Genomic DNA, 26,302 nt, shown 5'->3' with positions numbered 1-26,302 from the left:
ATACTTAGGAAAAGATCTGCATTCCCGGCCATATAGCGTCTATAGGTGTCGTACAAAAAAGCGCGCCGTCACCAACGTGACAGCGCGCCATAGACCGATCACACTGATCGGCAGAGCATATTTACTTATAGGTACCGCGGCGTTTCTTTACAGTGCGGCTGATATTTATATACAGCGACGCACCCAGTGCAGCCGTGATAAAAATAGGGATCAGCCATTTGTTCACATGTTGATCGTCGCTGAGCACCTCGGTCCACAGCTGCTGGGTATACTCGTTAGTCTCGGTATCCAGGTTGATAAAGCCCTCGGCATTGTCCAAGACCTGCTGGTCGGGGTACAGTGCCTCGTTCTTTTTATACATATCGGGCAACATATCGTAGGTGCCTTTGTTGGGCGAGGAATAGCCGATAGTCAGAAAGTTTTCGTACCCGACGACCGGATCACACAAAAAATTGATAAACAGCTCCGCCGCCTCTTTGTTGTTGCAGTCTTTCGGGATACAGACGGCATCTACAAAGCGGTTGGTTCCCTCTTTGGGCACGGCGAACTCGATGGCGGGGTTATCGGCCTTGATCAGCGGGTAGTCTCCGGCATAGTAGGGGGCGATCGCCGCCTCACCGGCGCCCAGCTTATCGAAGATCTCATCCATAACGTAAGCCTGTACCACTGTCTTCTGCTTTTTTAAGCTCTCGGCAGCTTCCTGTAACTGTTTTTTATCGGTGGTATTCATCGAATAGCCCAACCGTTTGAGGGCGATACCGAATGCGTCGCGGGAATTGTTGAACATCAGGATATCGCCGGTATAGTCGGGATCCCACAAAATGTCCCAGCTATCCACTGGTTTCTTGACCAGATCGGCGTTGTAGAGAATGCCCACGATACCCCAAGTATAGGGGACCGAATACAGGTTTTGTGGGTCGTACTCCAGATTTTTAAACGAGTCGTCGATATAGCGGTCGTAGTTGGGGATATTGTCAAAGTCCAGCGGCAGGATCATATCCTCCTCGATCATCCGCCCCACCATGTAGTCGGAGGGGAAGATCACATCGTACTTGGCACCGCCGCTCTTGAGCTTGGCGTACATCTCCTCGTTGGTGGCGTACATGGTGTAATTGACCTTGATACCGGTGAGCTCTTCAAATTCCTTAACGACGTTCATACCGCCGTCTTCGCCTTCGGCGATGTAGAGGCCCCAGTTGTAGACGTTTATCGAGACGCCTTTGCCTTTAAACTTCTGGTAGTCTATCCCGCTCTTATCAAAGCTGTATTTCGTTTTACTGCTGCCGGCAGCCGCCGCAGCGGGCAGGCTGGCAAAGCAGACCGAAAAAACTGTGCACAGGGCCAGTATCAGGCTGAGTACGCGTTTTTTCAACGGCGCTGCACCCCCCTTTTTTTCTTGCTCTCACGGCGGATGTCGGCGATGTTGATGAGCAGCAGTACCGCCAGGATCGCCACGAACATGATGGTGGAGAGCGCATTGATCTCGGGGCTCACCTTTTTGCGGGTCATCGAGAAAATAGCCAGCGGCAGTGTTTGGGCGGTGGGCCCGGCCACAAAGTGGCTGATGATGAAGTCGTCGAAGGAGTAGGTAAGTGAGATGAGGAAGCCCGACATGATGCCCGGCATGATCTCGGGGATGACCACCTTAAAAAACGCCTGAGTGGGGTTACAGCCCAGGTCCTGGGCGGCCTCTACCTGAAACACGTCCATCTGCCGCAGTTTAGGCATCACCGATAAGATGACATAAGGCACATTAAAGGTGGTGTGGGCCACCACCAGCGTAGTGAGACCAAAACCCATCTTTAAAAATACGAACATCAGCATCAGCGAGACGCCGGTGACGATCTCGGGGTTGATGACCGGGATATTAGTCAGGTTCATTACCATGCTGCGCATACGCCGGTTCATGGCGTGGATGCCCACCGCCGCCAGCGTACCCAGCACCGTGGCCACCACCGACGAGATGACCGCCACGATCAGGCTGTTGAGCAGGGCGGACATGATCGCCTCGTTGTGGAACAGCTTCTGGTACCAATCCAGCGTAAAGCCGGTAAACACCGCCCTGCTCTTAGACTGGTTAAACGAAAATACCACCAGTACCATGATGGGCAGATACAAAAAGGCCAGCACCACGGCAATATAGACTTTTGAAAAGAGGGAGCTTCTCTTTTTCATCCGTATATCCCCTCCCTCTCAGACTTGTCAAACTGATTAAAGAGGCTCATGCACAGAAGCACGATGACCATCATCACCAGCGAGATAGCCGACCCCAAGTTGGGGTTGTAGCTGCTGCCGATAAACTGCAGCTCGATGAGGTCACCGATGAGGATATTGCCGCCGCCGCCCAGCATACGCGAGATGATAAAAGTAGAGATAGACGGCACAAACACCATCGTCACCCCGGTCATGATGCCGGGGATGCTCAGCGGCAGCACCACCCGGCGAAAGCTCTGCCACCAGTTGGCGCCCAGGTCTTGGGCGGCCTCCAACGTGGTGTTTTCGATCTTGGTCATGATGGAGTGCAGCGGCAGGATCATAAAGGGCAGGTAGTTATACACCATGCCCAGCACCACCGCTCCGGGGGTATTGATCATCTGCACCGGTCCCAGACCGATCAGGCCCAACAGCTTGTTGATCAGACCAGATGTCTCCAGCAGCGTCATCCAGGCATAGGTGCGCAGCAAAAAGTTCATCCACATGGGCAGCATGACCAGCATGATGAGGGTCCGCTGTATAGAGTAGTTGGCTCTGGAGAGAAAAAACGCCAGCGGATAGGCGATGAGCAGACACAGTACCGTGGCCACTGCCGCCAGCCAGATAGAGCGCAGCAGCACACCGGTGTACTGCCCCACCTGCGAGATATTGGCAATCGTAAACTGCCCGTCGGCCGTGGTAAAGGCAAAGTACACCACCAGCCCCAACGGCACCACGATGAACAGCGCCATCCATATCAGGTATGGCAGCGCAGGGAGTTTCGACTTCATGGCTACTCCTCCATTTTCTTCATGATGTGGATGTCGTCGGGGGTGAGGCTCATGCCCACCACTGCGCCCACCTCCTCACTCTGGGTGGAGTGGACGATCCAGCGGTGCCCCATCGCGTCGATGGATATCTCGAAATGCACCCCTTTAAATATGATGGATTCCACCACGCCGGTCAGTTGGCCGGCGATCTGGGGGACGATCTTCACATCTTCCGGGCGCACCACCACGTCTACCTGTTCGTTGGGGGCAAACCCCTTGTCGACACAGGTGAACTCATGGCCGCCAAACTCCACCAAAAAGTCGCGCTTCATAATACCGGGGAGGATATTCGACTCGCCGATAAAATCAGCCACAAAAGCATTTTTGGGCTCGTTATAAATGTCCTCGGGCGAACCGATCTGCTGGATGACCCCCTGATTCATCACCACCACCGTGTCTGACATGGTCAGCGCCTCTTCCTGGTCGTGCGTGACGTAAATGAAGGTGATCTCGGTCTCTTTTTGTATGCGCTTGAGCTCGATCTGCATGTCTTTGCGCAGTTTCAGATCCAAAGCCCCCAGCGGCTCGTCGAGCAGCAGCACTCTGGGCTGATTGACCAGCGCCCGGGCGATAGCCACCCGCTGCTGCTGACCGCCCGAGAGCTGGTCGATGCTGCGGCGCTCATACCCGGAGAGGTTTACGATGCGCAGCATCTCGGTCACCCGCTGGCGGATCTCATCTTCCGACAGCTTTTGAATGCGCAGCCCAAAGGCCACATTCTCGTACACATTCAGATGCGTGAACAGTGCATAGCGCTGGAACACGGTGTTGACCTGCCTTTTATGAGGGGGCAGATCTTTGATATCTTTCCCATCAAAAAAGACCTCTCCCGCGCTGGGTTCGACAAAGCCGCCAATTACGCGTAGCGTCGTTGTCTTCCCGCAACCAGATGGTCCCAGTAGAGTCACAAATTCCTTGTCGCGGATCTCCAGGTCCAAGCCGTCGATGACGCGCTCGTCATCGTAATCCACCACGAGGTCTTTGAGCTTGATGATACAATTTTCCAATAACATCACATCCCCTTTGCGGAATTTTTGCAGTTCGCCTCCCGGCTTGCGCGCTACAGCTTTTGACTCCACCCCGCAAAAGGTTTTTAAACCGGCATCCCGGCTTAGTGGGCATACGCTGTGGCGTACAGATAACTGCACAATGAGATACCACTCAACTATAAGGCTTTTGTAGTCCTTTGTCAACATGTGTAGAGAAACTCTTACTCAGCATCACATAAAAGCCACTGCAGACCCACTTTTTTGGTCTGATCGGCCGTTTTGAAGTGTATTTCTTCTATATAAATATGACTGGGCCGCAACGCGCAGATACCGACATGCGCATTGTCACCGCGATCGGCTCGATATTGGCCGGCCATCAAAAAAGAGCGGCTCTCCACCTGCACTGTGCAGACGGCTCGCCGCTCTAAAACAAAAGGTGCCAAACAGGGCCAAACCGCTCTACTTGCCGGTACAGTCCTTAGGTGGGAGACACAGGTCGATGGTGCCGGCCTCTACAGTGGCGCTGTAGGTCACCGGCACCTCTACCCGCAACTGCTGGGTAAAAGTCAGCAGACAGCTGCCGTCACAGGCCCGGCGGCAGCACACAGATGGCTCTCCACAGCAGGTCAAACGGATGTCGCCCACCTGGGCAGCCGGCTGGATCGAGATGGGCAGTTCTACCTGCGTATACGTGCAGGTAGTCCTTGCGCAGCCCGGTCTTTTGGTGTCGGGCCGGTTCTCACACCCGTCTCGTTTCGTATCACGGCTTGGCGCCATATTTACGCACCTCCTATACAATTACTGCTTACATTGGTGGCCGTGGCCCCCTGACAGTCGACATATGTGTCGCCGACGATGGCCGAAGCGCCAAATTCCACCGGCACTTCGATGCAGATGGTCTGGCTGATGGTGAAGTTGCACTGGCCGTTTATCTCGCCGGGGCAGTGGTCGTTGCCCGGGGTGACGATCGGCGCGCCGCAACAGCGGGTGATGGGCTCGCTCACCTGGGCGTAGGGAGTTACTGCTACCGGCACGCACACGTCGACCTGCTGGTAGCCAACAGCAGGGCAGTCGGCAACAGCACGGGCCGCCAGCTCCTGCTCGGTCAGATCGCGCTCGTTTTCTTGCATCGGATATCCCTCCTCTCTGTTTGGGGATACCTCATCTTATGCCGCCGGCTGCCGGGCGGTGCGAGCGGATGACCAATCCATTTTTTTACCCGCTAAAAAAGGCGCGCACTGCCCGGTAACGGAGCAGTACGCGCCTTTTATACACCGATATCAGTGGCTACTCTGTCACCAGCGCATAGGCAGATATCTTGCGGATACGCCAGGTGGTGAGCAGTGACAGCAGGTAAGAGAACACCACCGTTCCCAGCCCAAAAGCCACCACCCATAGTGGGTCTACTAAAAAGCCGGCCTTCATGATCCCAACGCCGCGCATGGCCACCGACATCATGGGGTTGGTGTACAGTGCCCCCAGCAAACTGCCGGCCGCCGCGCCCACCGCCACCGGTGCCACGTAGGTGAGCGACAGCTGATTCATCAGCTGAAACGTTGTAAAACCTATCGCCTTCTGGACGCCCAGATCCCGTTTTTGACGGATGACCGAGGAGCTGATCATAAAATAAAGCACCAGAGTCACCACCGCCAGCGTAATGATCAGCATTGCCAGCCCCATGGCCGCTACAATATTTTGATACGAGGCCATCCCTTCCGCCAACCCCTTGTCAAAGTTGGTGACACTGAGCAGAGTCTGGCTGTCGAAGGTATCATTTAGCCGCTCGATAAAGCTGGCGCTGTCTGTCCCTGTATCCAGATAGATGTACAGTATCTGCGGTTTAAAATCGGCGTTCAGCCGCCGCATATCGGCGGTGCGGATAGAGGTGTTGAGTCCACCCATAGATGAGCCGTTAGACAGGCCCGTGACCCGAAAGGTCTCCTCGCTGTCACCCCAACGCACCGCAACAAGATCGCCTACTCCTTTGCCGATGCGGTCAGCCAAAATGCCGGCCAGTACGATCTCCCCATCTTTTTGGGGATAGCGGCCCTCATAGACCAACCGCGTCTGTTTGCCGGCGTAATCTCCCATCACGTAAGAAGATACCTGGGTGCCGTCTACCTCCAGCTTTACCTCATCCAGGTACTGCACCAGCCGCACATGTTCCATATCTTTTATGGCGGCCACCGTGCTGCTCTGGTCCTCTTTTGCGTTGAGCGCGGCGATGACGTTGGTTATCTCCATGCCCGGCACCTCGGCAAAAGCCTTGGTGTCGATGGCAGTATTGTAGTACATGATGATACCGTAGGCACCGGCAAATGTGACAGCGATCATGATCATGACCACCATGATATTCTGCTTGATATTTTGCAGGATCGACTTGCCGGCTAAAGTGACCGATAATGGCCCATGGGCCCGCTCTAGGGGCAGCATATTGTGCCGGTACTTGTGTACTGTGCTCTCGCCCCGCAGTGCTCTGATGGGGCTCAGATGGTTGACCCGCCTGGTGGCCAGCACCACGACTAGCACCACAACGGCCAGCAGCACCAGCAGCGCAGACGCACTGATGCCCACATCAAATCCCTGCTCCCACTTTAGGCCCGACTGCTGCTCAAAGATCATCGAGATCGATGGCAGCAGCCCGTAAGACGCGCCGATCCCCAGCAGACTGCCCAGCCCGGCGATGAGCAGATACTGGATCAGCAGCGACAGGCGTATCTGCCGGCCGGTATAGCCGATAGCCTTGAGCGAACCGATCTTCATCAGGTCGTCTTCAATGCTGTTGACGATGCGAAAGCGCACCACCAGCAGGCACACCACAACGATGATCAGCGCAAACAGCACCATCATAGCCGCTATCATTGTGGCCATCATACAGCGGGACAGCTCGATAAGTTCGATATCCAGCGCAATCAGCATCGCATCGCTGTCACCGGCCATCAGCGAGGAGCTGTCGAGCCCCAGGGTCTGCCGAATACCCGCCTCTACTGCCGAGGCACTTTTCACTTCGTCTAAGCGGGTGTGCACCAGGTGCATCCGGTAAGACGGTCCCTGTAGGATATCAGCCACCTGGCGGTAGGTCTCCTGCGGCAGATAAAAACCCATCATCCCCGTGTCGGTAGAGCTAAAAAAGATATCCTCTGTGTAGCCCTGTACGGTAAAGGTCAGCTGCCGCTTTTCGCCCGTCGTCTGGTCGGTGTAGTGCAGTGTCATTTTATCGCCCAGCTGGTAACCGCCAACCGCTTTAAAGATATCTGGCACATAAACTGACATCTCGGTGGCCGGGCGGTGTTCTCCCACATATTTCCACTTGGAGATCTCCCGTTTTTCATCCATATTCTGCAGCAGTACCGTATACGATCTTTTCTTGCCTTTCTGGGTGATCTCCGCCCCCAGAGCGAGGGCCTCGTTGGTCTGGACCTTTTTTACGTGTTCATTTTGACTGATATAGTCCTGTACCTGTTGGGTGTACACTGCTTGGGGCAGAGCAAAATAGGCATCGGCCGGCGCCAGTTCCTCTTTCAGTTGGCCAAAAAAGCTGCCGTACCGAATAGCCACCAAAAGCCCCACATTGAGCAGTAGCGCGGCGATGAGGAACATCACCACCAGCGTGGCCGACACCGACTTCGTCTTTTTGATATTCGCACGGGCGTGCATCCACAGTTTGTACATCTCACCACCCCATCTCGGCTAAGAAAGAGAGCAGTTTGTCGTGCCGCTGCCGGTCGCCGCTCACGTATTTTCCCAGTTCGCACACACCGCCGATCACCCCGTCTCGGATATAGAGGATACGGTTGCCCCGTCGGGCCGACACCAGATCGTGGGTGACCATAATGATGCTCTGCCCGCTCTGGTGCACCTCGGTCAGCACGTCTAGCACAGCCCGGCCCGATGCCGAGTTCAGCGCACCTGTGGGCTCATCGGCAAACACGACCTGCGGCCGGTTGACCAGCGCCCGCACGATTGCAGCCCGCTGATTTTCTCCACCCGAGAGCTGGGCGGGGAATTTGCGCCAGATCTTCTCGGTCAAGCCCACTTTACCCAGCAGTTCTTTGGCATAGGTCACGATCGCTCTCTTGTCTTTTCCAGTCAGCAGGCCGGCGGCCAATATATTGTCCAGGATACTCATATTGTCCAGCAAAAACATCTGCTGGAATACAAAGCCACAGTGCTCACGGCGAAAGATCGCAAGCTTGTCATTGTCCATCTGCTCGATCTCGGTGTCAAAAAAGTGGATCTGGCCGCTGGTGGGCTGGTCCATGCCCGACAGTGCATACAGCAGCGTAGACTTGCCCGCCCCCGATGAACCCATGATCACGGTAAAATCGTCCTGATATATCTCGATATCCAGGTCCTTGAGCACCTGCTGTTGCTGCGCTCCGGTGCCAAAATACTTGCAGAGCCTCTCGGTCTTGATGACGGTATTTTTCATAATGTATCCCTTCTCGCCGACTTTATATCGCCGGTCACACCTTGCCCATCTTGCTGTCCTCGGCCGCCAACGCATCCTCCTGCGCGCCGTAAACACGGGCTAAAGCCACAAACTCCAGCCGCAGACGGCGGCATATCTCGTCTTCGTCTATATCCAGATAATTGGCGTTTACCATAACTGCCAGCCCATAGGCGTAGATCATCATATCGTAGTGCAGCTGTTTTGCCTGATCGGCGGCCATATTGTAGCGCTGTGTCAGAGTCTGCATGATATTGGGCGCGTTGATATCATCGATCGCCCGCCCATTACCGTGGCGATCGCGCATGTACAGATAGCGAAACATCTCTTTTTCCTGTTTGGCAAAGCGGATAAACCCCAGGCCAAAGGCCATATATGGCGGGTACTTGCTCTGCGCCGTATAGTGCGCAACTGCCTGTACGTAAAGTCGCTCAGCCTCTCTCTTCATCTCTGCTTTCAGCGCTTCCATACTGCCAAATTCTGTGTAGATAGGTTGAGTTGAGCAGCCCAGCTTTTGTGCCACACTGCGGGCATTGAGATGGTCATGGCCTTCTTTGCGCAATATTTCTACCGCCGCCTGCAGCATAGCTGCACGGGTCACCTTCTTTTTGGCCGGCATAGCATACTTCCTCTCTTTAATATAACGCATGTTATTAAAACACTTGTTATAATAACATGCGTTATATTTTCTGTCAATCATTTTCTTCTCTATTTACGGGCATAACAAAAGCCCGATCAGCCGGTGGGGCGGCTATCGGGCCAGAAATTATCAATATTTACCTGTCAAGTCATACAGTCACTTTGTTTTGTACGGGCCAGCTCGCCGCGCTAGCCACTCTCTGGTGAGAAAGCTGCACATCATCCCTCTATTGCCGGGGGAGCCCACCGCTCAAAATCGGAGATAGATAGCGGCTTAGAAAAGACGTATCCCTGTATCATGTCGCAGCCTACAGCACGCAAAAAGGCCAGCTGCGATTGGGTCTCTATCCCCTCCGCCACCGTGTGGATGTGCAATTTTGCAGCCAGCTGGACAAAGCTGGCGATCACCTTCTGCGCTTTTTCGCTGGCGATGTCATCAAAAAATTGCCGATCCAGCTTAATGGTGTCCACATCAAATTCTTTGAGCAGTGCCAGCGAAGAAAATCCCACTCCAAAGTCATCCAGCGAGCAAAGAAAACCATTGCGGTGCATCTCTTCCACCGAATTTTGCACCAACTTACGCTGCTGCTCATCAAAAAATGTCGACTCGGTCAGCTCGATCTCGATCATTGTATCGGGGATGTGGTAGCGCTCTTTCAGAGCGGTAAACGGCCGCAAAAAATTGAGATTTTTAAAGTGCGCACGGGACATGTTCACCGATATGGGAACCAATTCGCGGCCCTCCCGCCTCCACCTGTCCAGCAAAATGCAAACCTCTTCAAACACATAGAGGTCCAGCTTGCAGATATCCCCCGTCTTTTCAAACAGCGGGATAAAATCGGATGGAAAGATGGTCCCCCGCTGGGGGTGTACCCACCGCACCAGCGCCTCAGCTCCGGCTAAGCGGCCATCCGTCAATCGCACCTTGGGCTGTAGATAGACCAGAAAGTCGTGATTCTTTAGCGACGCCTCAAACAGCGCGCCCAACTCCTGCTCTTTCTTCATCTGTTCCAGCATCTCGGCGCTGTAAAAGGCGCATTTTCCCTTCTCGCCCTGTAGCTTGCAGGCCATGCGGGCCCGGTCTTGCCAAATAGTCACGTCGGCAGCGGGATCTTCCACCACACAGGCCCCCTGTAAAATGGTCAGATAATACTGGATGTCGGTGTGTTGAGAAAAGCTGTTGATATCGGCCATCAGCTGGTCTAAACGCTTTTGAATAGTCTCTTTATCTCCGGTGTGCAAGCACAGAAAAAACTGATCAGCTGCTCCTCTGGCAGCGATCTCATCGGCTTGGATATGCCTTTTGAGCGACACATAGATGTGGCGCAGCGTATCGTTGCCGGCCTCTACACCAAAATTTTCGTTGATGAGCTTAAAGCCCCGTACATTTAAAAAGATTACCGTATAGGCGCCGGGGTCCATACCCAACGATATGAGCTTTTCGTATGCCAAACGAAAAGCAGCCTGATTCATACCTCCGGTCAGTTGGTCGGTAAATGCCACCTGCTCCAGGTATTTCCTACTGGTGCGGTAATAGCGCAGCTGTAGCAACAAAAATACCGTCAGTACCGCCACGATACCGCCGACGATCAAAAAAGCGCGCAACATATAGGCGTCGGCACTGCCAGATATCAGCCCGGCCGGCACCAGTGTCAGCAGTAACCAGTCGTTTACATATAGCGGCCGATAAGACAAGACCAGTTGGCTGTCATCGGTGGCGGTAAACTGAAATACGCCGGCCTGTTGCTGGGCTATATTTTGCTGCATCTGGGCGATCGCCTGCTCAGCAGCTAAGTCCTCCCCCTCTTTAAAAACACTATCCAACTGCAAAAAAGGCTTGAGGTCGGTAGGTGAGAGCACCACCTTTCCAGTACCATCTATAATACAGGTGAGGCCGTGCCCCGAAAAACTCTTTGGCTGGATGAGCTGCTGCATATTCTCTTTACTGCGCACTCCTGCCAGCACGCTATCGATCTGCCCATCCTGCTCGATGGGGGTCAAAAATAAAAGATTTTGCCTGTCTTCAATATAGGTGACCGTCTGCTGGCCTGCAAAGGCGTCTTTTATGCCCGGAACACTCTGCAGGTCGACTTCTCCAAGATCCGGTAAGTCCGTGAGCTTATTTTTTTCTATGATGAATAGCGCGTCAAAATCCAGGATATCAGCTTGGCGCTCCAAGAGCTGCTGGGACTCATCCGGCCCCGAAAAACTTGACAGTTCTTCCGACAGAGCAGCCAATGTCATCTGATAAATATGAAAACGGGAAGAGATATCGCTGGCCAGCTGATCAGATACATCGGTCACATACTGCTCGGTGCTGGCCTTCAACGCCTTTTTTAGGCCCGAGGTATTCCACAACATCAGGGCGATCACCAGCAATAAAATAGCTGATATCACGCCCAGCTGCACCCCGTGCCCAGCAGACGATCTATTCTGTGCCTGGTCGTACTTCGCACGCACCCGTACACCTCCTCATTTACTCTATCCTCATGCTATCATGCTTTTTTTACAGGGACAACAATCAATCTGCGTACGTACACATATAGTATGTTGTATTTTGTCATTATCTACAGTACAATAAAGATAAATTGTGATCGAGAGGAGCCTATCATGCAAAATAAACAGACTTTATTTGACCACGTGTATCGAGATCTGCGGGAACAGATCCTGACCGGACGCCTGCAGTACGGCGATAAGCTCCCCTCTATCAGCAGGATGTGCGAACTCTATAATGTCGGTATCCGCACCGTGCGCGATGTTTTGCGCGCACTCAAAGAAGAGGGGTATATCTCCACGCAGGAACGGCGGCCCACTACTGTTCAGTATCAGTTGCCCGTCACTGAGGGAATAGATGCAGCTATGCAGTCGGTTCTGGTACGCCGCACGTCGATCATTGATGTATACCGCACGATGTCGATCATCATGCCCCCTGTATTTGCGCTCTCAGCCCAGGTGTTTGGCGATGCCTCATTTGTTCAGTGGTCGCGTGATCTGGCCCGGCTCAAGGGAAAAGATCCGGCAGTCTGCTGGCAGGCCTATTCTTCCCTGCTCTATACACTGCTAGACCGCTCTCATAATCTCCTATTTCGGGACATGTTTGCCAGCTTGGAAATATACGCTCGCACACCGTATTTTCAAAAGCATCCCCGTCACGCCCAATGGGTGGCGGCACACAGTACCTTTCACAGCGCTATGCAGACCATGGAGTCTCTGCCCACCAAAGATGAAACACTCATCACCACCCGATTTCAGAGTATGTTCCAAGCACTGACAATAGCCGTGGAAAAGTGGATCGATGAAGCGCTGGCGACCTGTAAGGCCCCTCCACAGGAGGATCCCAATGCCGGTTATACCTGGACCTCTGAGCGGGGCCGGGACCATTACTACACCCAGATCACCCGCGATCTCATCGATAAGATCGGCATGGGTATATACCGCGAAGGAGAATTTCTCCCCTCCGAGGCAGCGCTGGCCAAGCAATACGGCGTGTGTATCTCCACCGTACGCAAAGCTATGGCTATGCTCGGTGAATTGGGCTTTGGGCAGACCTTTAATGCCAAAGGTACCCAAGTACTGTTACAAAAAGATGACGAAGTACTGCAGTGCATGAAAAACAAGACCTACCGACGCGATACACTGCTCTACCTGAGCGGACTGCAGTTCATGGCCATCGCCATCAAGCCGGCAGCCATGCTGGCTCTCCCCCATCTAGACCGGCAAGTAGTCCTCGATCTACAAAAGCAGTGCCGCAGCCAAAATGCGATCCCACTGGAAAAGATCTTTTTTTGTATCACCGATCATCTGCCACTAGCGCCGCTCAAAACTATTTTATTAGAGGTAAACAAGCTGCTGCACTGGGGATATTATTTTTCCTTTTACAGCGAGGGGCCAGCCAGTTCTAATCTGCTTTTTCAGATCAGTTTCGCCGCCCTCGATGCTCTGCGGCAGGGAGATGCTAACGGGTTTATCACCCATCTCTCGTCCTGCTATGGGCACATTCTCACCTTCGTGCGCGATTTCGTGGCTACCCGAGGCCTGCCAGAGGCCGCCGATATTATCTCCCCGCAGGAATTGCACTAAAAATAAACATCTTACTGGGCCGTAAACATGGCCTACAGAGTAAGCATATATTTCATAAAGTAGCTGCCACTACGTGGCGGCTACTTTACTATTTTTCATCTCGGAAATAAGCCCAATCCATATCAGATAGTATAACTGAGAACTAAGATTACAAAAAGAAAAAAGCCATCGACTTTGTCGATGGCTTTTGCACTAGTAAGTGTTTGTAAAAAAGGCACTCGTTAGAAAGAAAAAAGAATATCATCTTAAATGCTACATGCAGTATATCCTAATTTTTCACATGATTGATTTTCTAAAAAAGAGAATAATCCTTAAATAACAGCCCAACCATTGAGCCTATTGTATTGAAAAGGTCTTGACCCGTAGTCCCAGATTTACTTTTCTATTTTTTGATACTTGCCTCATTTTAAAACGAAATAGCCATGTTCATCATTCACAAGTTTCATTATCTCTAAAATATCCTCTGTTTTGACATCGGGAATGTCAAGGACTCTCGTTCCGCTATGAAATTTTAAAGTACCATCAAACGACTCATCAATATAAACGTGCGTTTTAGCTTCCCCAGCACATCAATTACAATGATAATGTATACACCGCGACTCCTTATAACTATCTTTGCTGACTGCTGTTTTCACAATATCCTTAAATCGTTTGTCGTAATTTTGGCAAGCAAAAAAACGAAACATATAAATCGGTCTCGGCTGCTTGCCTTTCGTCATACCGATTTTGACTATCTGTTTACTGTGCAAATCGTGCTTAAAAGAGATTCTCATCCTCTCTTATTTAGGATTGTAACCAAGCTCCGAAAGGTACATTATAAGTTCACGGTATATCGCTTGCTTTTCACAATCAAGTTGTGATAGATATAGCTCTATCAATTCCTTTTGTTTCTTGGTTTTCACTATGTTACACCCTGAATATCTCCAATTTCAGTTGTATTTCTAAAATTTATCAATATAAGCAAAAAGATTGCCGATATAATATCGACAATCTTCATGGTCCGAGTGACAGGAGTCGAACCTGCGGCCTCTTGAACCCCATTCAAGCGCGCTACCAAACTGCGCTACACCCGGAAGTGCCTATTTAGTATAGCACGACACTTTTCAAAATGCAACACCCAAATTCTATTTTTCTATAAATTTATCGCGATATAGTTTCCGTACTCATATTGATTACAAAACTAACTGTTCCGGCAACTTTTAAGCTGCAATTATTCCAATAATATTAAATAATATCGGAAATATTTATTGTATATGCCCGGAATATGTGATATCCTGAATAAAAAAGTATATATTCCGGAAATTTAGCAAGAACAAAGGAGGGAAATCCATCTTGTTAGCGAAACTTCAACTGGATATCTCTTCGGATACGATCTGTATCCGAATGGAAGGCGAGGATCAATTTGTACAGACGGTGCTAGACGACCTGCGCACCAGCGGGCTTGGCGCGCTGGAAAAGGCAGCTACTTATGGTGATACATCGGGTATATCAGCCGCGGGGAATGATTTGCCCGACCAAAAAGATCCCGCGGCTCTTTTCCCGGAAATCCATGCTTCCACTTCTTCAATAACGGAGGATCCATCACCAGAGCTGGATACGGCTGCACAAGGTAACTCCTCCCCTATTTACGGTCGTAAAAAAAGTCATGCGGCTGCAAAACCACAGCTTGTAGATGGGCTGGATGTATCGGTAAACGGCGGACATATCAGTTTGCCGGATTATTTGCGCGGCCAGCGTCTGCGCACCCGCTTTGATACACTGGTCGCCATCATGGCCTATTTGCGCAATGTGTATGGTTTTCGTGGGACCATCACAGCCGATGTGGTCTATACCGCCTGGTATCAGTTAGACAGCTCTGTCGATCGGGTCAAAGGTTGTATCTATGATGCCTGTCGCCCTAAGTGCGGTTATCCGCGCGCTGTTGGGGGCGGCTACGAGTTGACTGAAAAAGGCGAGCGGCGGGCTCAGCAGCTGCAGAGCGGCAAATAGCGCGTTTCGGACAACTTGTTTTTTGCGGTCGTAAATGCTATAATAACTGCAGCTTGGCCGTGGAGAAACGGCGACTGGGAATATTATTTCTCACTACTACAAGTCGATCAAGGAGCGCAGTATGGCCTATTTTGTAGCGTTTACTATTTTGGTTTTGATCATCTCGAACGTCCCCTTTTTACTGAAATTGCCCATCTATCAGTGGGGAATGTGGCAGTGGATCATGTTGGTGCTCAACATTTTGCTCATTTTCTTCTTTGTGCTGATGGTGTGGTTTGCCATCCAGGGCTCGAAAGAGAAAAAGGCCGAGAAAAAGGCTATAGAGGAACGGCAGGCAGCAGCCAAGCGCCGGCAGGCCCAGATGGACTACTCAGACTTGGATATCGTGCCTGATGGCAGCCGCCGCGACACCAACGACTACGAGTACTACACCCAGGTGGAAGACGGCGAGGTGGAGTATCGGGACGGCAAGATCGTGCTACACGCTGAAGACGGTGATGAAGACGACGCAGCGTCCTCCGGCGAGCCCGATGCACAGTAACCATAAAACTCAAAAAAAGAGGTATCGCTATACGGCGATACCTCTTTTTTAATTTAATCAGCAAGCACGCTCAGACACATATAATAATGATCCATTTTTGACCCCTGATATTGAAGCCATTGACGTATGTGCGCGGCTGATAGTGGCAAAATAAAAGCAACAGCTATCAAAAAATTCTCTGACTGTTTAAATGTATAGTAGGAGGCGCTACAGATGATCGCACCGCGCGGAAACCGCACGACTTTAAAAGAGATGAAAAAAGAACCGCCCACCACCGTGACCACAGCCGGCACTGATTACCGCTCCAAAGACGGTAATCAGCACAGTACCCACTCACAAGTAGCAGACTTTGAAGTAAAAAATGAGCGCGACTACAGCGAGGAAAACCAGAAGTAAAGATCTTTTTACCCAAGAGAGCCCGCCGGCTAAAGCCGGTGGGCTCTCTAATTTTGCACTGCACAGACAGTGATGCGGCTGTATTGTGGACAGAGTGTATGCTCTTACTGCTCGGATGAAAATTCCAGCTGGCGGGGTGCGATGACCTGGGAGAATACGATCTGTGTTTGGGTATTGCCAAAGCGCTGCAGCTGGGCCACAAAGAGATCGAGCTGGGCCGTATCTGGAAAGCATACTTTTAAGAGCATGGAAAAGGCGCCGGCAACATGGTAGCACTCCAGCACGTTTTTTTGCTCTTTGATAAAGTCGCGAAAAGCGGGCTGATTTTGGTGAGACAGCACCATATTGATAAAAGCGGTGATGGCATAGCCGGCTTTTTTTGCGTCTACTGTGGCACAGTACCCGGTTATGATACCCTGCCGTTCCAGCCGCTCTATACGCGCCGCCACTGCCGGTGAGGAGAGATAGACCTGTTGAGCCAACTGCTTGAGCGGCATGCGCGCATTTCGCTGCAGCAGCGCCACGATCTTTTGGTCTACACGGTCCATGCCCATTCCCCCACCTGCTGCCAGAGGGCAGCTGTTTTCCAGTACGATTATACCACAGGCTGGTAAGCGTTTAAAAGAGGAGCAACGCTCAGTTTTGGTAATTTATCAAAATAAAGCAAACCGGCTGGTTGGCTTAACAATTTTAAGTACATACAAAAAATACCAAACATTCTTTCTAGTTTGCCTAAAAGGCTTTACCAGACGCCACCGGCACACTATGCTGTGGGTAGAGAGAAGTGTTTATATTGCCTGGGCAGACAGCCTAGGTAGATCGAGAAAGGTGTGCGTGCACAATGACTACCAGAGTGGAAGCAGATTCGATCGGTACCTTAGAGGTCCCCAGTGAGGCCTATTACGGTGTACAGGCGCTGCGCGCCAGCCAGAACTTTCCCATTACCGGACGCAAGATGCACCCGCTGCTGATCCGGTCGCTGGCCTGCATCAAAAAGGCTGCCGCCATTTCAAACCGGGACGCCGGTGCGCTGCCGGGCAACATTGCTCAGGCCATCATCAGTGCCTGCGACGAGGTGATCGACGGTGCCTTTGCCGACCAGTTTATTGTGGACGCCATTCAGGGTGGGGCGGGCACCTCGGCCAATATGAACGCCAACGAAGTAATTGCCAACCGGGCCATAGAGTTGCTGGGCGGTCAAAAAGGCGATTACGCAGTGGTGCACCCCAACGACCATGTGAACATGGCCCAATCCACCAACGACGTGTTCCCCACAGCCGGCAAGCTGACCGTTTTGCAGCTGTTGCCGCTGGCCGCCCACCAGTTAGAGCGGCTGTATGAGGCGCTGCGCCAAAAAGGCGAGGAGTTCGATGACATTATTAAAATGGGGCGAACCCAATTGCAGGACGCAGTGCCGATCCGCCTGGGGCAGTCGTTTTATGCGCTGAGCCAGGCGGTGCGCCGGGATTTGGAGCGGCTGCGGCTGGCCGAAGAAGAGATGCACACCATCAATATGGGTGGCACTGCTATCGGCACCGCTATCAACGTCTCTCCCCGGTACTTGGCCACCATCACCGACAACATCCGCCACGTCACCGGTCTGCCGGTGGTACAGGCGGTGGACCTGATCGATGCCACCCAGAACCTGGACGGTTTCGTCACCGTTTCGGGCATTATCAAGACCTGCGCGGTGAACCTCTCAAAAATGGCCAACGACCTGCGGCTGCTCTCGAGCGGGCCCAAGACCGGCGTGGCCGAGATCAATCTGCCAGCTAAGCAAAACGGCTCCTCTATCATGCCGGGCAAGGTAAACCCCGTTATCCCCGAAGTGGTGTCGCAGGTGGCCTTTAACGTGATCGGCAACGACTTTGCCATTACGATGGCGGCTGAGGCGGGTCAGCTGGAGCTCAACGCGTTTGAGCCGGTGCTGTTTTACAACCTGTTTGAATCGATCGAGACGCTGACGGGGGCGGTACAGACCTTTGTGGACAACTGTGTGCTGGGCATTACCGCCAACCGGGAGCACTGTCTAGAGCTGCTGGAACACAGTGTGGGTATGGTGACTGCTCTGTGCCCCAAAATAGGCTATAAGCGGTCGGCCGAGATCGCCAAGCAATCGCTGAAAACCGGCATTCCCGTGCGAAAAATGGTGGTGGATATGGGCATTGTGAGCGCCGACGAGGTGGACCGCATATTAAACCCGGTATCGATGACCGAGCCACAGCTACAGGCTGTACAGTAGATAAAATTCCGCCAAAAGCACCGCTTTAGGCTCTGTAAGACGGGGCTGGGACGGTGCTTTTTTCTTGATATTTTAATGGACCGACATGCTCTTGTGGGGTAGCAGTTGGTGCAAACGCGTACTTTTATCCCCTATTTTAACTTAAATAACATGATTTTATGCCAGAAAACACCTGTTGGAGAGCTGTTTAGCTGGAAATGATGGCCAAAGCCGCCAGTGCCGTGCTAGAATAAAGCGATCGGACAAGTTTGCGGCTGCTGCCGCTGGCGTGATGGGCCGAGAAGATGGGAGGGCTTTGTGTGAAATACCGCGTAGTGGCTAAAGAGGCATTTAGTGTGGCCGGGGTGCGGGCAGTGACCGAGCAACCCGGCGGTGTGTGGGACATAATAAAAAAAGACGGCCGCATGCAGCAGATGCAGCGGGACGCCCAAGGGCAGCCAGTGACACTGGGGCTGTGTTTTGGCTTTGACTGTACAGGGCGCAACGACAATATGGTGGGCTTTGTGGTGGCAGAAGAAGTACCGGGGTACGCCTTCTACGCATTTCCCCCCTCGGACTGGGTGGTGTTAAAGGCCGAGGGCAAGATATCCGACGGGGTGCTGTATAAGACCTGGCAGTACATCCACGGCGAGTTGATCGACCGCCAGGTAATCTGCCAGCGGGAGGTACCGACCATTGAGGACTACCAGGTGTGGAACGAGGAGGCGGACTACTGCCGGGTGGAGATTGGGGTGGCGGTGGTATAGGTTACTGGCCTACAGCATAAAAAGAGCGGGCGCACGGGTGGCGCCTGCTCTTTTTTGCTTTTTAAATGTTACCAAATTGTTAAAACGGGCAATTTTAGGGCAATTGGACTGTATAAGGCCCGCCGATGGGCAGACAGCGGGAGGTGCTGGCATGACCCACCTGGCTGGTATAGGCGATGGGAAAGGTGCAGCCCTGTGTTTCCTGTAACACCAGCTGGTGCATGCTTGGCTGTTGGCGGTGCTGCTGCATATAGGTGAAGGTGCCAAGCAACAGGCCGGAGATATGTTTAAATACACCCAGCTGCCGCAGCTGGGAGAGGTAGGTGACCATTTGCGGTACGCCGCCGCCAAGGCTCTCGATAAACAGCAGCTTGCCGGTGAGATCGGGCATGTAGGGGGTGCCGGCCAGTTTGAGCAGACAGCGCAGATTTCCGCCCAGCAGTGTTCCGGACATCCGTTCTCCGCGTAGGAAGTGCCACTTTACCCGGAACAGGTCGTCTGCTCCGGAAAACATGCTGGCGACGAAGGCGGGCTGTTGCTGAGCACTGCTTTGCCAGATGAGATTTTTGACCTGATACAGATAGGAGACCGCACCGGTCTTGGTGTACAGGGCATTGAGCAGCACTGTGAGATCGCTGTAACCGAAAAATGGCTTGGGGCTGGCGGCGATCTGCCGGTAATCGAGCAGATCGAGCAGCTGGTTGGCCATATCGCCGCCGGAGATATCGAAGATCGCGCGGATCTGGCTGTCGGCGTAGGCCTGCTGCAGCGCCGCGGCCCGTTGGGCGGCAGTACCGGCAAAAGCGGTGGACCCGGCGTACAGATAGTCGCTGCACACCGGGCAAAGGCCCATGCCGCGCAGCACCTGCATGAGCCGCTGCACCTCTGGCTGCTGGTTGACAGGCAGGCCGTTGGAGCAGGCCACCAGCGCGACCTTGTTTCCCGCTGTTAACTGCATGGCGATCCCTCTTTTTGGTGGGTGGCCACCTTTTGCTGATAGCTGCTACCCCAATCGACCATGGCATCCAGCACCGGTTTAAGGCTGTAACCGGTAGCGGTGAGCGTGTACTCGACCCGGGGCGGGACCTCGGCGTAGACTTTGCGGCTGACCAGACCGCTCTGCTCCATGGCCCGCAGGTTGGCAGTGAGCACCTTCTGCGATATTTTGCCGATAGATTTTTTAAGCTGCCCAAAGCGCTTGGTGCCGGCGAGCAGATCGCGAATGATGAGTACTTTCCAGCGGTCGCTGATGAGCATGAGCGTTGTCTCAACCGGGCAGGCGGGCAATTCTTTTTCGGTCATGGGTGCTCCCTATCCTTTCTTTAAAAAAAGCTGCTGAACACACAGTTTTGATAAGATACTAAAACGAAGATCCTGCACATCTATTATAGGCGGGCTGGTGGGTGGTGACAAGGGGCGGATATGGAGGCGGGGTGGGAGATAGCAGCTACCTGGTGGATATTAGGCGACAGCCAAGGCCCTGTTGTGTGCCGACATATAAGCTGCACCTGAACCATGCGATATCTGCGATTTAGTGTCATATTAAAATATTCATTGGCGTGTTGGTGTGGGATGTGGAGAGATATTATGAGTGATGACCAGATAGGCCTGCTGCAGGCGGACAGATCTTTAAATGATAGGACCGCTCCGCTGCTAAGGTGCCTATAGACAAAAAGAACTCCTTTACCCCTGTTAGGGCCGCGGGCCAGGAGTATACGATCAGAGCAAAGAAGGACAATTTTCTAGAGATGGATCTATTGACAGGGACTCTGGAAAACACTTGCTGACCCCGGGACGATTGCGCGCGATGTTGGAATTGATCCCAGATGCATTTTCGTATCCGGTGCCTTGGAAGACGGACGCCTGTCATATAGCTGATTGGGAATACCAGCCGACTATCGATTACATCTGCTCCAGTTTATTGGGAGGAAAAACACCCCAGAAATCTGGGCAACAACTTCGTTGGCGCACAATTCGGCAAAAAGCAACTTTATGTTTGAACAACTCGGTTGGATACTTTGGGATAAAGGGGGTGTTCTGAACTGGGATGGAGCACCTAAACTGTTCGTTTAGCTTGTTGCGTAAAACCCGTTATTACTTGACGTGCAAGGAGTAAAAAACTACTCGGCGACAAAGCAAATGATGCAAAAGTATGCACGATAGAGACCTGGACATATATGCTGCAAGCAGCGATACAGAATATTCTTATACAGTGATACAGGGACCTGGAGAGCAGAGGTGGAGCGCCTTTGCTCTCGTTGTTTTTTAAGGGACATTGGGCAGTTGCCGCGGACAAGGTACTGGTAAATACTTACTTTGACGGCAGTTAAAGGCTATTTTGTTTGCTGTTCACTATTCACCGCTTACTGTTTGCTGTTTGCGGGAAAGCAGGCAGCAGTAGGGGACGGTGAGAGAGGCGCTGGGTGAGATAGCTTTACATGGGCTTTAGATTTTTATTGAGCCGATCGACCATCCACGACAGGCGCCGGGCGCGGCCAGACGCGGTTTTGGCGCTGAAATACGCCCGGGCGTATGTTTTTTGTACCGACGGAGACATGGCCAAAAAGTTGGTGTGTGCCGGCTGGTAGGCCTGTAACAGAGTGGACAGGATACCGATCTGCTCACTGGTGACCGGCGGTGGGGGCGGGGCGCTCCACTGGCCATTTTGCTGGGCTAGCTGGATCTTTTCAAGGCCACTTGGGGTCATGAGGCCCTGTTTTTGCAGCTTTTGGGCCAGCGCTCTGTTTTTGGCCGACCATTTACTGTTATTGCGGCGCTCGGCAAAATACTTTTTATAGCGCTTATCGTCGATGCGCTGCATCTGGCCGTCGATCCAGCCAAAGCAGAGCGCCTCTTCCAGCGCGTCGCTGGCACTGATGGTATTGGGGCCGCCTGCTTTGCCCAGCAGCAGCCAGACACCAGTTCCCGAGTGGCAGTGCTCGGAGAGCCAACGGCGGAAGTCTTGACGGCTGATAAAATGCATTAGTTCACACATGATACGATACCTCCCGGTGGTGGATACTGCCGGATGAGTCGCAGCAGTGGGTATATGGCCGCCAGGCGGTGGACGGATCTTGCTACTTGGGCGACCGGCTTTATTTTTTAAGTATACACGGTAGCGGTACGGGGTTGGGCGGCAGATGTTTTGCCGGGGTGCACATAGCCGTTTTTTTGCTGTGTGGGCTGGGTACTGGCGGGGCTGTCAATCGGGGGTGGCACTTTGGAATACCGGTGTCCAAAGGCACGCACATATGCGAATGTGCGCATATACCGGATAGTCTTGCATAACGGTTTTCCCCGGCAGTAGAGACTACTGATCAGAGGTGTGGCAGGAAGTATATGGCGGACAAGCCTTGCTACTTAGGCGACCGGCCTTATTTTTTAAGTGTAACACGGTGGCGGTGCGGGGTTGGCGGCAGATATTTTGCCGGGTGCGCATGGCCGTTTTTTTGCTGTGTGGGCTGGGTACCGGCGGAGGGGCTGCTGGTCGGGGGTGGCGCTTTGAAGTGCTGGTGTCCAAAGGCACATACATATGCGAATGTGCGCATATACCGGATAGTCCTGTATTACAGTTTTCCCTGGCGGTGGAGACTGCCAATCGAGACGGCAGACGGGCTTTTGTGTTTGGGCGACCAGCTTTTTTAGTATAACACAGTGGCAGTACGGGGTGAGTGGCAGATGTTTTGCCGGGCGCGTCAGGATGCTTTTTTACTGTTCGGGCTGAGTAGTGGCGGAGCTGCCGGCCGGGGTGATGCTTTGGGCACTGGTAACCTGAATCAGGCACATATACGTATTACTGGACAATCTTGTATGAGACCGTTTCTTCGGCGGTAGAAACTATTGACTGAATGGCGCGGCAGTGGGTATATGGCGGTCAGGCGGTGGACGGATCTTGCTACTTGGGCGACCGGCCTTATTTTTTAAGTGTAACACGGTGGCGGTGCGGGGTTGGCGGCAGATATTTTGCCGGGTGCGCATGGCCGTTTTTTTGCTGTGTGGGCTGGGTGCTGGCGGGGGCTACTGGTCGGGAGTGGTGCTTTGAAATACCGGTGACCCAAGGCGGGCATGCGTAGATATGCATTGCGAATAATCCTGTATAAAACAGTTTTTTCCGGCAGCGGAAACTGTCGGTCGGGGGTGCGGCCGCTGGTATATGGGTGACTAGACAGCGGTCAATGCTTTGCGATTGGACGACCAGCTTTATTTTTTAGTGTACACGGTGGCGGTACGGGGTGGGTGGCAGATGTTTTTTCGAGTGCGCCCGGATGCTTTTTGCAACGTGTGGGCTGGGTGCTGGCGAGGCTGGCGGTCGGGGGTGCTTTGGGACACCAGTGCCAAAAGCGGGTGTATATATGTATACGATATTGTATAATATTTCGTATATTTAAAATATTTTTGCATTTTTATTGACAAATTATGAATTGTATAGTATATATATTCATATACCAACACACAGAGGAGGGCACCTTTTTGAAGACGATACACGGTGAGACCAACATGGGCGCAAGATACCCGCTACCGAGATATGACCGAGCCCCCGCTATGAGACTGCGAAGACGGCATTTTGTGCGACTGTAGGGTATAAAATGAGAGCCGGCAGCCGGGCAGCTGGCCCGGCGCTGTAGAGATAGAGGAGAGAGAACTGTGAAAAAACATTTGCTGAAAGTACTGACTTTACTCATGGCAGCAGCTGTGCTGCTCTGTGCCTGCGGCGACGGCAAAGGCGCCGCCGACAGCGGTGCGCAGGAGAGCTGGCAGAAGCAGCTCATTAGCAAAGACAAGCTGGTGGTGGGCATGTGCAGCGACTACCCGCCCTACGAGTCGCTGAATGCCAGCGGTGAGATAGAGGGCTTTGACGTGGACATGGCCAAAGAGCTGGCCGAACTGATGGGGCTGGAACTGGAGATCAAACAGATGGAGTTCTCGCAGATCGTGACGGCGGTACAGATGGGCCAGGTGGATATTGGTGTTTCGGCTTTCGCTTACAAGGCAGACCGCGACGTACTGTTTAGCGACCCCTACATCGAGACCGACCAGGTGATGGTGGTGACCAAGAACTCGGGCATTACCCAGCTGTCGCAGCTGGCGGGCAAAAAGATCGGCGCCGGTACCGGCACCAGCTGTGAGGAGGCGGCCATGAAGGCGGTGCCGGAAGGTGTGTTCTCGAACCCCGGCGACTACAACATCATGTTCGCAGCGCTGCAGAGCGGGGCCATCGACGCGGTGGCCTGTAACGACCAGGTGGCCAAGGGCTATATTTCTGCCAACGACGATCTGGCGCAGATCGAGGAGATCATGGCCACCGAGGGCACCCACGTGATCGCCATGAAGGGCCACGATGACCTGATGGGGGCGGTAAACGAAGCTATCGGCAAATACATGGGCTCGAGCGCTTACACCACGGCACTGGAGAAATGGGAGATCGGCCAGGAATAGGACCGGTGCAAAAAAGCATCTATTCACAATACACATATTGCCAACCCGGCAGCAGTGTGCTATGATAGCTATTGCTCACGCGGAGGGCTGCCCGTTCGTAGGAAACGGTTAGGCTGGATAAGGTGACAGGTTGAGATACCTGCTGCTTTACCCGGCCTTTTTTTGACGCCCATGGGCGGGAGAGCAGCAGGGCAAACACGGCCCCGGCGCCGCTGGACAGGACATATGGCACCGGGGATATTGGGAGGAGGACGAGGATGGACCTTTTACACCAAGATGTAAGACACATTTATAAAAAGTACCTGGCGGCCGCTTTTGGCAGCGCCATGATCGGCTCGATCTACGGGCTGGTGGACATGGCGATGGTGGGGCAGTACCAGGGGCCCATAGGTACAGCGGCGCTGGCGGTGGTGGCCCCCATCTGGAACATCATCTACAGCCTGGGCCTGCTGACCGGGATCGGCGGGTCGGTGCTGTACGGCACGGCCAAGGGGCGGGCGAGCCGCGACGGTGAGCGGGAAAACGAGTATTTTACCGCCGCCTGTATCGGCACTGCGGTACTGGCGGCGGTGTGCTGGGCGGCAGTGGTGCTGTTTGACCGGCAGCTGCTTGAGCTTTTTGGCGCCAGCGGCGAGATACTGCCCATTGCGCGGCAGTACCTGCTGCCCATTAAATTTGTGGTGCCGCTATACATGGTAAACCAGATGCTGGCTGCCTTTTTGCGCAACGACGGAGCGCCGGGATTGGCCACGGCGGCGGTGCTGGCCGGCGGGGCGGTAAACGTTGTCGGCGACTACGCCTTTGTCTTTTTGCTGGACATGGGCGCAATGGGTGCTGGCCTGGCTACGGCGCTGTGCGCGGTGCTGACTACCCTGGTGATGGCGGTGCACTTTTTTACCCGCCAAAACACGCTGCGGCTGGTGCGCACCGGCCAGCTGGGGGACAAGCTGCGCCGCATCGGCACCACCGGGTTCTCGACCTTTTTTATCGATGTGGCCATGGGCTTTTTGACCATGCTCTTTAACCGCCAAATCATGCGCTATTTGGGTGCGGATGCGCTGGCGGTATACGGGGTGATCGTGAATATCAGCACCATCGTGCAGTGCTGTGCCTACAGTGTGGGCCAGGCGGCACAGCCCATATTTTCGATCAATTACGGCGCCGGCAATTGGCAGCGCATGCAGCAGGTGCTGCGCTACGCACTGTATACAGTGGCGGTGTTTGGGCTGGCGTGGACGGCGGTGATGTGGCTCTTCCCCACCGGTCTCGTGCGCATTTTTATGGCCCCTACCCCGGCGGTGCTGCAGATCGCGCCGAGCATCATGCGCTGCTACGGGATCTCGTTTTTGCTGCTGCCGCTGAATGTGTTTTCGACCTACTACTTTCAGTCGCTGATGCGGCCGCGGGCCTCATTTTGGATATCGGTGGCTCGGGGGGCGGCGGTGAGCGGGGCGCTCATCTGTGTTTTGCCGGCGGTGTTTGGGCCGGCAGCGCTGTGGCCGTGCATGCCGGTGACCGAGCTGGTGGTGGCGGTGGCAGCCATTGGGTTGATACGCATCTATACCCGGGCGCTGACCGGAGAACCGGCAACGGCGCGGCAGCGGTGAGCGCTGCTGACGGCGGGATACCGAGGGGGGACTGCGGGCCGCGGGGCCGGGTGATCTCCCCTCCCCTATTTATGCGCAGCGCCTACCGCCGGGTGGCGGTGACAGTGGCGGGGCAGATATGGTGCCACGCCCGGGGAAGCTGCGCCGCATGGTGGCGGGGGCGG

General features: G+C 53.5%; 22 protein-coding genes and 1 tRNA gene. 8 read left to right on the top strand and 15 right to left on the bottom strand.

The window, feature by feature from the left end:
* Nucleotides 1-121: 121 nt before the first annotated feature.
* From C6Y32_RS02380 to C6Y32_RS02335, 10 genes are all read right to left on the bottom strand, one after another.
* Nucleotides 122-1,372, bottom strand: coding sequence for an ABC transporter substrate-binding protein (locus C6Y32_RS02380; protein ID WP_105203557.1), 1,251 nt, complete (start codon nucleotides 1,370-1,372; stop codon nucleotides 122-124).
* Nucleotides 1,369-2,175 carry an ABC transporter permease gene (locus C6Y32_RS02375; RefSeq protein ID WP_105203556.1) on the bottom strand — a complete coding sequence of 269 codons (807 nt, stop codon included), beginning with the start codon at nucleotides 2,173-2,175 and terminating at the stop codon, nucleotides 1,369-1,371. Before C6Y32_RS02375 ends, C6Y32_RS02380 begins: the two co-directional genes overlap by 4 nt.
* Nucleotides 2,172-2,984 carry an ABC transporter permease gene (locus C6Y32_RS02370; RefSeq protein WP_105203555.1) on the bottom strand — a complete coding sequence of 271 codons (813 nt, stop codon included), beginning with the start codon at nucleotides 2,982-2,984 and terminating at the stop codon, nucleotides 2,172-2,174. The genes C6Y32_RS02375 and C6Y32_RS02370 overlap by 4 nt, the downstream gene beginning before the upstream one ends.
* A 2-nt stretch (nucleotides 2,985-2,986) precedes the next feature.
* Nucleotides 2,987-4,030, bottom strand: coding sequence for a spermidine/putrescine ABC transporter ATP-binding protein (gene potA, locus C6Y32_RS02365; protein ID WP_370738797.1), 1,044 nt, complete (start codon nucleotides 4,028-4,030; stop codon nucleotides 2,987-2,989).
* A gap of 441 nt (nucleotides 4,031-4,471) precedes the next feature.
* On the bottom strand, nucleotides 4,472-4,789 hold the full coding sequence (locus tag C6Y32_RS15075) for a hypothetical protein (RefSeq protein WP_129589368.1): 318 nt from the start codon (nucleotides 4,787-4,789) through the stop codon (nucleotides 4,472-4,474).
* A 2-nt stretch (nucleotides 4,790-4,791) separates the two neighbouring features.
* Nucleotides 4,792-5,142: a hypothetical protein gene (locus tag C6Y32_RS02355; RefSeq protein ID WP_105203552.1), complete on the bottom strand. Its 351-nt coding sequence runs from the start codon at nucleotides 5,140-5,142 to the stop codon at nucleotides 4,792-4,794.
* Between the two features lie 157 nt (nucleotides 5,143-5,299).
* A complete protein-coding gene (locus tag C6Y32_RS02350) occupies nucleotides 5,300-7,684 on the bottom strand; it encodes an ABC transporter permease (RefSeq protein ID WP_105203551.1) in 2,385 nt (794 codons plus the stop codon).
* A gap of 1 nt (nucleotide 7,685) precedes the next feature.
* Complete coding sequence (locus C6Y32_RS02345) at nucleotides 7,686-8,444, bottom strand: ABC transporter ATP-binding protein (RefSeq protein WP_105203550.1); 759 nt, start codon at nucleotides 8,442-8,444, stop codon at nucleotides 7,686-7,688.
* A 34-nt stretch (nucleotides 8,445-8,478) separates the two neighbouring features.
* Nucleotides 8,479-9,081: a TetR/AcrR family transcriptional regulator gene (locus C6Y32_RS02340; RefSeq protein WP_164998093.1), complete on the bottom strand. Its 603-nt coding sequence runs from the start codon at nucleotides 9,079-9,081 to the stop codon at nucleotides 8,479-8,481.
* Nucleotides 9,082-9,320: 239 nt separating this feature from the next.
* A complete protein-coding gene (locus C6Y32_RS02335) occupies nucleotides 9,321-11,561 on the bottom strand; it encodes a bifunctional diguanylate cyclase/phosphodiesterase (protein WP_105203548.1) in 2,241 nt (746 codons plus the stop codon).
* Nucleotides 11,562-11,711: 150 nt separating this feature from the next.
* On the opposite strand from C6Y32_RS02335, the gene C6Y32_RS02330 reads away from it, so the two are divergent.
* Nucleotides 11,712-13,181 carry a GntR family transcriptional regulator gene (locus C6Y32_RS02330; RefSeq protein ID WP_164998092.1) on the top strand — a complete coding sequence of 490 codons (1,470 nt, stop codon included), beginning with the start codon at nucleotides 11,712-11,714 and terminating at the stop codon, nucleotides 13,179-13,181.
* A 996-nt stretch (nucleotides 13,182-14,177) separates the two neighbouring features.
* Here C6Y32_RS02330 and C6Y32_RS02325 read toward each other — a convergent pair.
* Nucleotides 14,178-14,254 (bottom strand) — tRNA-Pro (locus tag C6Y32_RS02325).
* Between the two features lie 259 nt (nucleotides 14,255-14,513).
* Between C6Y32_RS02325 and C6Y32_RS15070 the strand changes: the two genes are divergently transcribed.
* From C6Y32_RS15070 to C6Y32_RS02310, 3 genes are all read left to right on the top strand, one after another.
* Nucleotides 14,514-15,170: a hypothetical protein gene (locus tag C6Y32_RS15070; protein WP_129589367.1), complete on the top strand. Its 657-nt coding sequence runs from the start codon at nucleotides 14,514-14,516 to the stop codon at nucleotides 15,168-15,170.
* 121 nt (nucleotides 15,171-15,291) lie between these two features.
* Complete coding sequence (locus tag C6Y32_RS02315) at nucleotides 15,292-15,711, top strand: hypothetical protein (RefSeq protein ID WP_105203545.1); 420 nt, start codon at nucleotides 15,292-15,294, stop codon at nucleotides 15,709-15,711.
* A gap of 213 nt (nucleotides 15,712-15,924) precedes the next feature.
* Nucleotides 15,925-16,107, top strand: a complete 183-nt coding sequence (locus tag C6Y32_RS02310; protein ID WP_105203544.1) for a hypothetical protein — start codon at nucleotides 15,925-15,927, stop codon at nucleotides 16,105-16,107.
* Between the two features lie 104 nt (nucleotides 16,108-16,211).
* Here the strand turns inward: C6Y32_RS02310 and C6Y32_RS02305 are convergent, their stop codons facing one another.
* Entirely contained in the window at nucleotides 16,212-16,655 is a 444-nt protein-coding gene (locus C6Y32_RS02305) for an Lrp/AsnC family transcriptional regulator (protein ID WP_105203658.1), read from the bottom strand.
* Between the two features lie 293 nt (nucleotides 16,656-16,948).
* Between C6Y32_RS02305 and C6Y32_RS02300 the strand changes: the two genes are divergently transcribed.
* Both C6Y32_RS02300 and C6Y32_RS02295 read left to right on the top strand, forming a co-directional pair.
* On the top strand, nucleotides 16,949-18,349 hold the full coding sequence (locus C6Y32_RS02300) for an aspartate ammonia-lyase (protein WP_105203543.1): 1,401 nt from the start codon (nucleotides 16,949-16,951) through the stop codon (nucleotides 18,347-18,349).
* 299 nt (nucleotides 18,350-18,648) lie between these two features.
* Entirely contained in the window at nucleotides 18,649-19,095 is a 447-nt protein-coding gene (locus C6Y32_RS02295; RefSeq protein WP_105203542.1) for a GyrI-like domain-containing protein, read from the top strand.
* 94 nt (nucleotides 19,096-19,189) lie between these two features.
* On the opposite strand, the gene C6Y32_RS02290 is transcribed toward C6Y32_RS02295, so the two are convergent.
* The 3 genes from C6Y32_RS02290 to C6Y32_RS02280 all read right to left on the bottom strand — a co-directional run bounded on the left by C6Y32_RS02290 (nucleotide 19,190) and on the right by C6Y32_RS02280 (nucleotide 22,090).
* The gene (locus tag C6Y32_RS02290) at nucleotides 19,190-20,053 is read right to left on the bottom strand and encodes an LD-carboxypeptidase (RefSeq protein WP_105203541.1); all 864 of its coding nucleotides are present in this window, start codon (nucleotides 20,051-20,053) and stop codon (nucleotides 19,190-19,192) included.
* On the bottom strand, nucleotides 20,044-20,397 hold the full coding sequence (locus C6Y32_RS02285) for a winged helix-turn-helix transcriptional regulator (RefSeq protein ID WP_105203540.1): 354 nt from the start codon (nucleotides 20,395-20,397) through the stop codon (nucleotides 20,044-20,046). The genes C6Y32_RS02290 and C6Y32_RS02285 overlap by 10 nt, the downstream gene beginning before the upstream one ends.
* 1,132 nt (nucleotides 20,398-21,529) lie before the next feature.
* On the bottom strand, nucleotides 21,530-22,090 hold the full coding sequence (locus C6Y32_RS02280) for a YdeI/OmpD-associated family protein (protein WP_105203539.1): 561 nt from the start codon (nucleotides 22,088-22,090) through the stop codon (nucleotides 21,530-21,532).
* 1,649 nt (nucleotides 22,091-23,739) lie between these two features.
* On the opposite strand from C6Y32_RS02280, the gene C6Y32_RS02275 reads away from it, so the two are divergent.
* Nucleotides 23,740-24,531 (top strand): substrate-binding periplasmic protein, encoded by a 792-nt coding sequence (locus C6Y32_RS02275; protein WP_105203538.1) that lies wholly within the window; start codon nucleotides 23,740-23,742, stop codon nucleotides 24,529-24,531.
* A gap of 257 nt (nucleotides 24,532-24,788) precedes the next feature.
* Entirely contained in the window at nucleotides 24,789-26,138 is a 1,350-nt protein-coding gene (locus tag C6Y32_RS02270; protein WP_105203537.1) for an MATE family efflux transporter, read from the top strand.
* The last annotated feature ends 164 nt before the right edge of the window (nucleotides 26,139-26,302 follow it).

Source organism: Neobittarella massiliensis (ex Bilen et al. 2018), assembly GCF_900289145.1.
GTDB lineage: Bacteria > Bacillota > Clostridia > Oscillospirales > Ruminococcaceae > Neobittarella > Neobittarella massiliensis.
The sequence above is the reverse complement of the archived record's forward strand: the minus strand, read 5'-3'. Positions and strand labels throughout refer to the sequence as shown.